Source organism: Gordonia phthalatica (genome assembly GCF_001305675.1).
In the GTDB taxonomy this organism is placed as follows: domain Bacteria; phylum Actinomycetota; class Actinomycetes; order Mycobacteriales; family Mycobacteriaceae; genus Gordonia; species Gordonia phthalatica.
This window is the reverse complement of record NZ_CP011853.1, coordinates 3,332,134-3,342,890: the sequence shown is the minus strand read 5'-3', so window position 1 is coordinate 3,342,890 and position 10,757 is coordinate 3,332,134. Positions and strand designations below refer to the sequence as shown.

Below are 10,757 nucleotides of genomic sequence, written 5' to 3'. Positions count from 1 at the left end.
GACTGCTAATCATGACCAACCCGTTCGACGACGAAAACGGGCGCTTCTACGTGCTGGTGAACCACGAGAACCAGCACTCGCTGTGGCCCACGTTCGCCGACATCCCGGCCGGCTGGAACAAGGTGTTCGGCGAGGACAGCCGCGAGGCCTGCCTCAAGTACGTCGAGGAGAACTGGACCGACCTGCGTCCGCAGAGCCTGATCGACGCGATGGAGGCGGACAAGGCGGCTCGCGAAGGCTAGTCGCTCGACAGCGCAGACAACCCCTCGGGGGAGCGGGACGGCGGTATCGGATCCGATGCCGCCGTCCCGCTGTCTTCGCTCGCCTCGCGAGACTCCGTGAACTCGGTTACGCTCAGTCCATCGGTAGTCCGAACAGGTGACACAGGGACGGGAATGGGGGCGGTGGCGATGGTGGAAGGACGTGAGCGGGGTGAGTGGATCGGCGCGGTCCTCGAAGAACTCTATGATCGGGCGGATGTGACACCGTGGCTGACAGCGGTGCGAGTCGGGGGAGAGGCGGTCACCTGCGGGCAGCTCGCGGACGCCGTACAGGCGCAGCGCCGCGCAGCGGGCATGGAGTGCATGTCGGTGGAGAGTTCGCTGGTGGCCGCGGTGGTCAGGTGCCTTCCGGGAATCGTTGCCCTGCCTCCTGAGCGCTTGGCGCAGATGGTTCTCGACATCGTCGAATGGATCGGACGCGATGTTCCGCGCACCGTGGTGGAGCATCGATCAGTGGGATGACGGGCGCACAATAATCGGTTGAACGCATCAGTACGTGTGACACTCGCGCGAATTCGATTGAAATGTGACGCACATCTCTATAGTTTTTCAGGGTCTTTCCGACGACGAATCGTCGACGAACTCGCAGTTGAGAGCCCTTCTTGGATGTCGAATCGATTACCGATGAGGCACGTTATCGTCATTTGGTCGGGCAGACCCTTACGCGATCGGGCAGATGTCGATACTGTGGTAGTCGCGGATCCCCCACTTGGAGGACCCTTAGATTCGAGGATGACGACACCCGGAAGGGTCGGACAATGAATAATTACGGCGTCGATCGCAAGGAGTGGATCCGCAATCTGAGCGTGCACCTGGCTGATCGTGCGGACGATGCGCCGTGGTTGACCGCCGTTCGCGTGGGAAGCGACAGTGTGACCTACGGGGACCTGGTGGACTCCCTGCACGGATACCGTCGCGTCGTCGACGCCGAGTTCATGTCCGTGGAGAGTGCAGTGACCGCGTCCGTCATGCACAACATGCCGGGCCTCGCCAAGATGCCGCCGCGCGACCTCGCACGGTCGATGCAGGAGATCGTCAAGTGGCTCGGCCGCGACCTTCCGGTCGCGCCCGCCGCGCTTCGCTCGGTGGTCTGACTCGCCGGTACTCTCTTCTCCCGCTTCGCGCGGGACGGTTTCCGGGCACCGAAGCCGTCACACCGTCCTGAGCCGTATTCAGAACAACGGCAGCGTGATTCTCGGAATCTGCTGTCTCGGGGTCTTCGCAATCAACCCCGGACGCCTGGCGGAGTTCGCTTCCCTCACCTCGGAGTGGTGGTCGTGGTCTGCGGTCGCGGTCATCGTCGCAACCTCGGCATCGCTGGTCACCATCGGCATCCGCCGCCGCACTGACCTTCTCGGCAGTGTCGGATCGGTTGCAGCGCTCGCCTATACAGGGGTGCTGGTCCTGTGGCTCGCCGGTTGGAACGGTGCCACTGCGCAATTGCCCGACCTGAACGGACTGGACCTCTGGGTCATCTTCATCCCACAGATCCTCGGCTGCGTGCTGGTGATGGGTGGACGGCTCATGCAGGCACTCGGCACGGTGGTCGTCGCCGGTGGCCTCAGCCTGGGGCTGACCGTTGCGGCCTCCGGGCACGGTGAATGGAGAGAAGCGGTCCAAGCGGTCTGGCTCCTGGCGTTGATAAGCCTCTACCAGGTGATCACCTGGGCAGTGATCGCCGGCGCGCGGCGTTACGACGCCGAGCGAGCCGCAGTCGCAGCCGAAGCGGTTCGTCGGCTGCACGACCGCAGCCGAGGATCAGAACAGCGTCGGTTGGATGCCATGGTCCACGACCGCCTCATCGCCATCCTGTTGGCTCTGCGCCCGGGACCGGTGAGCCCGGGTGGGCGGAAGGCCATCACCAGCGTGCTCGACGAGATCGCAGACTGGCGCAGCGAAGACGGCCCGGGACCGACGCGGGTGTCCGCAGCGGACTTGGCCCAGCGGCTTCGGCTATCGCTCGACGAGATCGATGAACGCGTGGAGATTGCGATCGACGGCGACCCCGACGCCGACTACCCGGCCGATGCCAGCGACGCGATCATCGACGCGGTGGGTGAGGCCGTCCGCAACTTTCATCGGCACGCCGGAGTCGATGCCGCCTGCGCCGTTCTCTGCGATGTCCGCGACGGCGCCATCACCGTGGTGATCGTCGACGACGGGGTCGGCTTCGAGCCGCGCGACGTTCCGGCCAACCGGATCGGGGTCGCGCTCGGGATCGTCGAACGGATGCATGTGCTGGCCGGTGGCGACGGCCGCGTGGAGAGCGAGCCCGGAGTCGGCACGAGGGTGGAGCTGTCGTGGGCCGCATCGGCCGGTGACCGCTGATGCCGGTGCGCCTGTCCTTCAAACGGAGGTCCTTCGCCGAACCCATCCTCGGCGGCGTCGCGCTGACCGTCGGTGTGATCGGATATCTCGTCGTCCTGACGGTGGCAGTACTCCTCGGCGGCGTTCTCAACGGCCACGGCCCGTGGTTCTGGGGTGGCACCGTCGGCGCGCTGCTGCTCTACAGCGGTGCCTTCGCCGTCGTCCTCATGCCGCGCCCGGGTGCCTTCTCGCGCCGTTCCGCGGTTGCCGCGACCGGGTTGGTCGTCGCCGCGCAGACGCTGACCTGGGGGACGGCAGTCCTTGATCAATCGGCCACGGTGGTCGCGTATGAACCACTGGTCGTGACGGCGTACGTGCTGTACGTGATGATCATCTTCCGCAGCGCGCTCGCGGTGGCCTGGTGCGGCGCCGTGGTGGGGCTGACCGCGACCCTGCTGTTGGGGCCGCGGACGGGCGCCGTGGAGTGGTGGACTGCGTTGCAGACCACCAGCATCGTGGTCCTCATCGTGGTGACGGCGGCATCACTGGCGATCATGCCGCTCCTCGGTGAGATCGACGCTCTCGCCATCCGCTATCGGCGAGTCGCACAGGAGCGGGCCGACGACACCTCAGCTCTCACCAGCCGTGAACAGCGCCTCGAGCGGATCGACAACCGGGTGCGTCCCGTGCTGGAGGGCATTCTCAACAGCGGCGTCGTCACCGGCGACGACGTCATCGTCGCTCGGCTGATGGAGGCCCGACTCCGCGACGGCATCCGCGCGCCGGCCCTCGACACGGCGCCGATGCGCGAAGCCGTGTGGCGTGCGCGTTCCCGCGGAGTGTCGGTGACCCTGCTCGACGACGGTGGGTTGCGTACCCTCCCGGAAGCCGACACCGCGGCATTTCTGTCCACGCTTCTGCCGCTGCTGGTGGCAGAACTGGATGCCCTCTCCGAGGGCGAGCTGATCGCGCGGGTCATGCCGCCGGGTCGATCGCCGATGGCGATGGTGACCGTCGCATGGCGCGGCATCCGCCGAAGGGTCGAGTTCGGGCCGGACGGCTTCGTCGCGCGAGTGGTCCGCGTATGAACGAACTCCGGATGCAGCGCGGCGCCGCGGTGTGCATGGCGGTGACGACCCTGATCGTCGCCGCCTTGATCCCGCTGAACTGGGGGCAGGCCACCCTCCTCGTCGCCGGTTGGTGGGTGCCCGCGAGCGTCGGGACGGTCGTCGCGGCAGCCGCGGCGCTGCTCGTCGAGGCGATGCGCGGATCCGGCCGGTGGATCGGTCCTCTGGCGCTGGTGCTGGGGGCTGCGAATGTGGGCGGTCTGGTCCTGTACCTCATCGCATGGAAGGGGGTCGCGGCGCCGTCGACCATCGGGTCGCCGCCGGTGTGGTCGGCAAACACCATCGTGCTGCCCGCGATCGTGCTCGCGACGGTCTACAGACCCCGGGTGCCGATTGTCTACGCGGTCGGCGCCATCCTGCTGCTCGGGACCGCGCAACAGTACGTCAAGCGTGGTGAGTTCGGATATCTCGGCTACCTGAACGGACTCATGACAGCGTCGTTGGTCGCAGTGTTCATCGTGATGGTCTACGCGGTGATGGACGCGGTGCGTGCCGCGGACGCCAGGCGCGAGCAGGTCCTCTCCGCAAGCGCGCGAGCCGCCAGTCGCGCCGCACGCGCTGCCGAACGCGAACGGCTCGGTGAGGTGGTCCGCGATCACGTCGTCGCCACGCTGCGCGCTGTGACCGAAGGCGTTCCCGACGACCGCCATCGTGCACAGGCAGAGGTGACGCTGTCGGCCTTGGACGGGCTCGGCCTCGACGGCGTCTCGACATCGCGTTCCACAGAACTCACGGCGGCGCAGGCTGTTCTGCGGCTGCGTGAAGCGGTGAACGCCTTCGGCGACGACACACAGATCGACGTTCAGGTGGAGGATCCGGATGCGCGCTATCCGTACCGGTTGGGGGAAGCCCTGGTCGACGCTTCCGTGGAGGCGATCGGAAACGCCGTCCACCATGCGGGTCCCGAGGCGTCGCGCGGCGTGATCGGTGTCTTCGGATCGGAACTGGTGCGGATCAGGATCGTCGACGACGGATCCGGGTTCGATCCGCTGCGTGTGCGGCCGGACTGCGCGGGCATCGAACTCGGCATCCGCCGGCGGATGCACGCTGAACCCGGTGGCGGCGCGTGGGTGCAGTCGGCGGTCGGGGAGGGGACCATGGTGTCGCTGGAATGGAGCAGGCCGCGATGAGGACACAGCAGTCACCGCAGACCATGGTCACGATGTTCGGCTTGAATCGTCTGAGCTTCCGGATTGCATTGACGATGGTGATCGTCGTCTACGTGATCGTCGGCGTCATCCTGCCGCATCTCGGCGAAGATTCGGGCCATGAAATGGTGGCGACGATCGGAGCCGTCGGTCTGGCCGTGTCCCTGTGGCTGGCCGCACGGGGCGACGACGATCCGATCGGGCTGGGTGCGACAGTGGCGGCGGTCCTCCTGGGAGGCGTGTCCGCAGGAGCCATCTGGTGGTCGATCCCGGCGGGGCCGATGAACTGGATCCGACCGAGCGCCCCGTTCGTCGCCTACACGATCGCCATGGCACTCCTGGCGATACGCGGGCGGATCGCGTGGGCCTGGTGCGGCTTCATTCTGGTCTCGGCCACCGCCGCGACCGCGGGGATCGTCTGGGGGTGGGGCGGCGGGACGGCGGCCCAGGCGGCCGTGCGCATGCTGGTCTCCCTGGTGCCGGTGACCCTCGTGATGCTCTTCGTCAGGCCGCTGCTGCTGTTCGCCCGAGTCCTGGATCGCCGAGAGGTGGTCGCGGTCGCCGAGGAGGCCGCACAGGCCGCGACCGCGCAGCAGCGACGGCGTCAAGCTGCAGCGCTCGACGGCGAGGTCCGGCCGATCCTGGAGAAGATCGCGGCCGGCGAGGAGATCAGCCCGACGGAGGCAGTCCGGGCGCGACTTCTGGAGCACGACCTGCGCGACAGCGTCCGCGGCGCGGGATGGATGTCGCCCGCGGTTCGCGAGGCCGTCGCGCAGGCGCGACAACGGGGCGTCGAGGTTCGGCTCTTCGACGACCGCCCCGGCGGTTCGTCGACGATCGACTGCGAGGTCCTGCGCGGCGAACTTCTCACCGCGCTGCGGGCCGCAGACCGCGGAGCGGTCACGGCGCGAATGCTGCCGCGCGGCCGCGACGCGATCGCCGTCATCGTCACGCAAGACGGCGACGACGTCCGTCGGCGGTACTGCCGCGCCGGCGAAGCGGGGCGGCCGGAGTGGAACCGCGACCCCGACGGCGGGGCCGTGTGACGGTCGTCGGCGTCAGCGACCCATCGAGGTGAGCGTGGTGACCGCCGGGCCGGCGAGCTTCCACTGGCCGTCCTTGCGGACCATCGCCAGATCCAGATCCACCGGCTCGGGGGCGTGCGGCGACTTGATCGCGGTGACTGCGATGGCCTTGTCCTGACCGTCGGCACGGACGCTCTTCACGGTGTAGACGTCGGGGGTGTAGCCGGCCTTGGCGGCGCCCTTGACGAAACCGTTGAGGGCCTCGGCGACGCCCGGCAGCGAGGTGTCCAGCACCTTCTTCAAGTCCTCGATCGAGGTGTCGGCACTGACCGCGGTACGAATGATCTCCTGCGCCTTCGCGGCGTCGAGGCCCTCGACCGCAGCGGTCTCGGTGGCCGCGGCGCTCTGCGTGGTCGTCGTCGCGGCAGTGGTGGCAGCGGTGTCGTCGGATCCGCTGCACGCGGTCAGCACGGTGGCGACGGCGGCCACCGCGACGACGGCGGCGGCAGGACGACGGAGCTTGCGGGAAACGGTCATGACTCTCCTGAGGTTTCGGCCTTAGTGGTTAGGCAAGCCTAACAGGGTAATCGGTGGTCAGGCCTTCGGAGTGAACACGGTCGAATCCTCGAACGTCATGGCGAGGTCGGCCACCGAGCTCGCCATCAACGCGGTCCGGGACAGACTCAGTCGGCGGATCTCGTCGGCGATCGGATGGTCGCCGAGGGTCAGTCGTGCTCCTCCGACGCGGGTGCGGGTGCCTGAGGTGGAGTCCAATCGCCACGGGGTCCGGCGGGTCACGCCGTCCAGTTGGGAGTAGGCCTGCAGCACCGTGTCGGCCCCGCTGTCGGGGACCGGGATCCCGGGTGCGACGCGCAGGTCGGCGATCAGCGCGCCGTCCCGGCTGACCCGTCCGCGCTTCGTCGCGGAATAGTGGTCCACGTCGAAGTCGGCCAGAATCTTCGGGAAGCCCCAGATGCCGCGGCCGGCGGCCATGGTGAACTCACCGTCCACCGGCAGCTCGTGAATCAAGGCGTGCGCGTCGCCGGAGCCGAGCGACCGCAGTGCACGCAGGGGAGAGGCTGCGGTTCCCGGCGGACGCATCAGGAAGCACACGCCGAACTCGTTGTAGGGCCCCAGGTCGCCGTCCACGTAGTCGACGAAGACCAGCATGCAGACCGAGCGTCCTCGCCGGACTTCCAGGGGTGCGAGTGCGGTGGCCCCGCGGCGCGCGATCGCGGCGGTCACGGCGGATGAGGAGGCTGTGAAAGCGGCGACGAAGCAGCGCGCCGAACGGATTCGGACCGGCATCGTGATCGTCGACCCGAGGACCTGATGGACGGGAGAGGCTGTCATGGGCGTCACGCTACGAGAGTTCGCGCAGCGAGACCGGCCGATCGGCGCGTGACCGGCACGTAACAGTGGAAGACTTTCGTCCTATGAACGGGTGAACAGCCCCCGGATTTGTCGGAGGAGTCCGATACTTTAAATGCGGGCCCGAAAGGTGGGCGCAGGGGAGTGAGGATGACGAGTGTGATGAACGACCGCGACACGACGACCACTCGGTCGGGCACGGTTCGCGTGGGCATGGTCGACGACCATCAGTCGCCCGTCTGGGGCATCGAGCGGATCCTGGAACGCCAGGAGGACCTCGCCCTCGTCGGCTCCGCGCCGACCGTCGCCGAACTCCTGGCTGCTCATTCCGACCTCGATGTCGTGATCCTCGACCTTCGCCTCAACGACGGCACCACGCCGCGCGAGAACGTCAACACACTCTCTGAACACGGCATCGTGACCGTGGTCTACACCTCGGGGGAGCATCCGGATCTGCTGAGGTCCGCTGCCCGCGCGGGCACCCTCGGCGTCGTCCTGAAGTCTGCCTCCGAAGAGGAGATCCTCAGTGCGATCCGTGCCGCGGCCTCCGGCGAGGAGGTCCTCACCACCGAATGGGCGGCCGCGATCGACGGCGACCCCAACCTCGACGCCGTCGACCTGAGTCCGCAGTTGCAGCGGGTGCTGACCCTGTACGCCTCGGGCGGCACATCGGCGAGCGTCGGTCACGAGCTCGGCGTCGCTCCCGACACCGTCAACGAGTACCTGAAACGCATCCGTCAGAAGTACGTGGACGCCGGCCGTCCGACGCGCACCAAGCTCGACCTCTTCAAGCGTGCCGTCGAGGACGGCTGGCTGCCGATGCCGCACCGCGGCCGCGGCGACTGACTGACCGCGACTGCGGCGACTGCCCGTGGCTCAGCGTCCGTTCGGTCGTTCGGACGGACTTCGCTTCGCGACCGTGACCACCCGCGAATCCCGCGATATGTTCGGTTTCGCGACGCGGCACGCCAGGGATCCGCGCGCGACATCGAGCGTGAAGGTGGGCGAGCGGATTGGACACGGCCGTTGATGTCGCCGCTGCCGACGAACCACGAACGCACGCCGATGTGCTCGTTGCGTCGAGCGAACACTCCCGCATCCTCGTCGCCATGGCGCGCTTCGTCGGCGCGGGGTTTCTCGCCTACCTCCTGACGTCGATCCCGATGTTCGGCCGACCGGCGGGCCTCGTCGCCGACTGGTTCACCCCGATCGGAATGGCGGCCGCTTACGGGCCGGGGTTGGTCCTGCTGATCATCTCCTTCATTCCCGGCTACCACCGGATGATCCCGACTGTCGCGGTCTCCTGCACCGTCGGTTACCTCGCGGCCTGCGGACTGTGGTTCCTCGCCTGGAACGGCTGGGAGGCGGACACCGAGTACGTCACGTGGCTGATGAGCTTCTCCGGGCTCCCCAGCCTCGCGTGGGTGCTGGTGCGTCCGGCGCGCGAAGCGGTAGCCGTCCTGGTGGCCTGTGCGGGGCTTGCTGCGTTGATCACCGACACCGGCCGCGCCGACACCATCACCTCCAACGTTCTCATCGAGTCGCTGTGGGGCATCGTCTTCACCCTCTCGTTCATGCTCGCGTCCGGGCGGGTGGTCCGCACCGGGCGGTTGCTGGATGAGACGCGCGCCGATGCCGTCCAGGCGGCAGGCCGCACGGCTGCCGTCGCGGCACGCAACACCGAACGCGCCCGGTTCGACGCGCTGATCCACGATCATGTGATCGCCACCCTCGTCGCGGCGTACAGCAACCCCGACGAAGCGCGTCTGCCGCAGCAGGCGGCCCATGCGCTCGGTGAACTCCAGACCCTGGCCACCGGTGCCGACGCCGACGCCGATGTCGGCGGAGCGGAAGCACTCGGACGACTGCGCGCGGTGGTCACCGCGGTCGATCCCGACATCACCGTCGTCACGCGCCGTGACGATGTCGCCGACGTCGACGTGAAGTATCCGGCGGTGGTGGTGCGCGCTCTCGCCGAAGCGGTGGGTGAAGCGGTCCGGAACAGCGTCGGTCACGCCGGTCCCGACGCGGAGTGCGCGGTGCTCGTGGAGATCGGCACAGACGTCCTGCGGGTGACCGTCGCCGACGACGGCATCGGTTTCGACCTCGACTCGGTGCCTCCCGAACGCCTCGGCATCGAGGTCAGCATCAGGCAGCGTCTCCGTGAACTGCCTGGCGCCCAGACTCGGTTGCGCAGCGCGCCCGGTGAAGGCACCACGGTCCAGATGGCGTGGGAACGATGCTGACGCTCCCGACTCGCCTCTGGTGGCGCCAGTCGCCCCGGAACGACGCCTCCACCATCATGGGCATGCAGACCAGCGCGGCTGTAGCGCTGGGGCTCGTGATCTGGGCGGTGTCCGTGGTTCTCGGCTTCGCAGCGGGCGGTGTCCTCAACCCCCTCCTGTATGTGGGGGCGATGCTCGTGCTGCTGGTGGCGGCCGGCGTCCTCCTCGGTGCACCTCGCGACCCCGTCGCGATGTGGGCGACCCTGTTCATCGTGTTCGCACCGCCCCTGGCGATCACGATCGCGATCCCCGGTCTCGCACACCGCCCGGGCCTGGCGTACGGGACCCTGACGGGGATGAGCATCATTGTGACCGCCTTCCTCGCCGTCCGCGGACGGACGGTCGCGGCCTGGCTCGGGTACGGACTGGGGCTGGCCGTCGCGCTGCTGGCCGATGCCTTCGCCGGTCCGCAACCGGCGTTGATCGGGGCGCAGGCGCCTAACCTCGCGGTGTTGCTGATGGCGACCATCTTCGCGGCCATCGTGCGGCCCCGGGCGCGACAGATCTACGCCCTGCGCGGCGAGACCGAACGTGAGACCGCTCTCCGCTCCGCTGAGGAGGCCACTCTCGCAGTCCGCGACCAGCAGTTGTCGCGGCTCGACGACGGCGCCCGCCCGCTGCTCGATCGGATCGCGGCAGGCGGCCGACTCGACAGGAGTGAACTCCAGCGGTGTCGCCTCGTCGAGGCCCAACTCCGCGATCGGATCCGCGCGCCGGGCTTCGATTCTCCCGGCGTGGCGAACGCCGCGTGGCGTGCGCGTGCGCGAGGCGTCCGAGTTCTGCTGCTCGACGACTTCGACGTCGCCGTCGGCATGCCCGACAGCGTTGCTCTCCGCGCCGTCGTCGACCGTGTGGTGGCCGTGCTCGCCGACGCCGAGGACGGCGACGAGGTGACTGCGCGACTGCTCCCGCGCGGACGATCGCGTCTCGCGACGGTGTCCGTGGCGCGGAACGACGGCGTCGTCCGACTCGAGTTCGACGCGTCGGGCCGCGAGACGAGCATCGAAACTCAGTCCTGACCTGCGGTGATACCCGCGGTCGGTCGCGGGTCGGTCCGTTCGGGTGTCAACAGATCTGGTGTCCCCATTTCTGGGTCTACCGGGGTGCGCGGAAAGTTCGTAACGTTTTCATCAATCCTGAGCGATTCTCAGTTTCGGGACGTTAATTCATTCGGTCGGGTACTTGCACTGGAGGTAGATCGTGAGCATTGCCG

The 10,757-nt window shown here is 68.0% G+C and carries 12 protein-coding genes; 10 read left to right on the top strand and 2 right to left on the bottom strand.

Annotation, left to right across the window (positions count from 1 at the left end; genetic code table 11):
- Positions 1-11: 11 nt before the first annotated feature.
- From ACH46_RS15745 to ACH46_RS15715, 7 genes are all read left to right on the top strand, one after another.
- The gene (locus ACH46_RS15745; protein ID WP_062393755.1) at positions 12-242 is read left to right on the top strand and encodes an MbtH family protein; all 231 of its coding nucleotides are present in this window, start codon (positions 12-14) and stop codon (positions 240-242) included.
- A gap of 153 nt (positions 243-395) precedes the next feature.
- Entirely contained in the window at positions 396-743 is a 348-nt protein-coding gene (locus ACH46_RS15740; RefSeq protein WP_062393754.1) for a hypothetical protein, read from the top strand.
- Positions 744-1,039: 296 nt separating this feature from the next.
- Positions 1,040-1,375 (top strand): hypothetical protein, encoded by a 336-nt coding sequence (locus tag ACH46_RS15735; protein ID WP_062393753.1) that lies wholly within the window; start codon positions 1,040-1,042, stop codon positions 1,373-1,375.
- Between the two features lie 94 nt (positions 1,376-1,469).
- Positions 1,470-2,609, top strand: a complete 1,140-nt coding sequence (locus ACH46_RS15730; RefSeq protein WP_062393752.1) for a sensor histidine kinase — start codon at positions 1,470-1,472, stop codon at positions 2,607-2,609.
- Positions 2,609-3,676, top strand: coding sequence for a glutamate--cysteine ligase family protein (locus ACH46_RS15725; protein WP_062393751.1), 1,068 nt, complete (start codon positions 2,609-2,611; stop codon positions 3,674-3,676). Before ACH46_RS15730 ends, ACH46_RS15725 begins: the two co-directional genes overlap by 1 nt.
- The gene (locus ACH46_RS15720; RefSeq protein ID WP_062393750.1) at positions 3,673-4,845 is read left to right on the top strand and encodes a sensor histidine kinase; all 1,173 of its coding nucleotides are present in this window, start codon (positions 3,673-3,675) and stop codon (positions 4,843-4,845) included. Before ACH46_RS15725 ends, ACH46_RS15720 begins: the two co-directional genes overlap by 4 nt.
- Positions 4,842-5,909, top strand: coding sequence for a hypothetical protein (locus ACH46_RS15715; protein WP_226995646.1), 1,068 nt, complete (start codon positions 4,842-4,844; stop codon positions 5,907-5,909). Before ACH46_RS15720 ends, ACH46_RS15715 begins: the two co-directional genes overlap by 4 nt.
- 12 nt (positions 5,910-5,921) lie before the next feature.
- Here the strand turns inward: ACH46_RS15715 and ACH46_RS15710 are convergent, their stop codons facing one another.
- The gene (locus tag ACH46_RS15710) at positions 5,922-6,425 is read right to left on the bottom strand and encodes an MTB12 C-terminal domain-containing protein (protein ID WP_062393748.1); all 504 of its coding nucleotides are present in this window, start codon (positions 6,423-6,425) and stop codon (positions 5,922-5,924) included.
- A 57-nt stretch (positions 6,426-6,482) separates the two neighbouring features.
- Positions 6,483-7,241 (bottom strand): acetoacetate decarboxylase family protein, encoded by a 759-nt coding sequence (locus tag ACH46_RS15705; protein WP_062393747.1) that lies wholly within the window; start codon positions 7,239-7,241, stop codon positions 6,483-6,485.
- Positions 7,242-7,409: 168 nt separating this feature from the next.
- On the opposite strand from ACH46_RS15705, the gene ACH46_RS15700 reads away from it, so the two are divergent.
- The 3 genes from ACH46_RS15700 to ACH46_RS15690 all read left to right on the top strand — a co-directional run bounded on the left by ACH46_RS15700 (position 7,410) and on the right by ACH46_RS15690 (position 10,563).
- A complete protein-coding gene (locus ACH46_RS15700; protein ID WP_120298742.1) occupies positions 7,410-8,105 on the top strand; it encodes a response regulator transcription factor in 696 nt (231 codons plus the stop codon).
- Positions 8,106-8,272: 167 nt separating this feature from the next.
- Positions 8,273-9,505 carry a sensor histidine kinase gene (locus ACH46_RS15695; protein WP_062393745.1) on the top strand — a complete coding sequence of 411 codons (1,233 nt, stop codon included), beginning with the start codon at positions 8,273-8,275 and terminating at the stop codon, positions 9,503-9,505.
- Positions 9,490-10,563, top strand: coding sequence for a hypothetical protein (locus ACH46_RS15690; protein WP_157851072.1), 1,074 nt, complete (start codon positions 9,490-9,492; stop codon positions 10,561-10,563). Before ACH46_RS15695 ends, ACH46_RS15690 begins: the two co-directional genes overlap by 16 nt.
- Positions 10,564-10,757 lie beyond the last annotated feature (194 nt).

Coding starts and splice junctions, on each gene's coding strand:
- ACH46_RS15745 (WP_062393755.1), top strand. CDS start 12: ATGACCAACCCGTTCGACGACGAAAACGGGCGCTTCTACGTGCTGGTG.
- ACH46_RS15740 (WP_062393754.1), top strand. CDS start 396: ATGGGGGCGGTGGCGATGGTGGAAGGACGTGAGCGGGGTGAGTGGATC.
- ACH46_RS15735 (WP_062393753.1), top strand. CDS start 1,040: ATGAATAATTACGGCGTCGATCGCAAGGAGTGGATCCGCAATCTGAGC.
- ACH46_RS15725 (WP_062393751.1), top strand. CDS start 2,609: ATGCCGGTGCGCCTGTCCTTCAAACGGAGGTCCTTCGCCGAACCCATC.
- ACH46_RS15720 (WP_062393750.1), top strand. CDS start 3,673: ATGAACGAACTCCGGATGCAGCGCGGCGCCGCGGTGTGCATGGCGGTG.
- ACH46_RS15715 (WP_226995646.1), top strand. CDS start 4,842: ATGAGGACACAGCAGTCACCGCAGACCATGGTCACGATGTTCGGCTTG.
- ACH46_RS15710 (WP_062393748.1), bottom strand. CDS start 6,425: ATGACCGTTTCCCGCAAGCTCCGTCGTCCTGCCGCCGCCGTCGTCGCG.
- ACH46_RS15705 (WP_062393747.1), bottom strand. CDS start 7,241: ATGACAGCCTCTCCCGTCCATCAGGTCCTCGGGTCGACGATCACGATG.
- ACH46_RS15700 (WP_120298742.1), top strand. CDS start 7,410: ATGACGAGTGTGATGAACGACCGCGACACGACGACCACTCGGTCGGGC.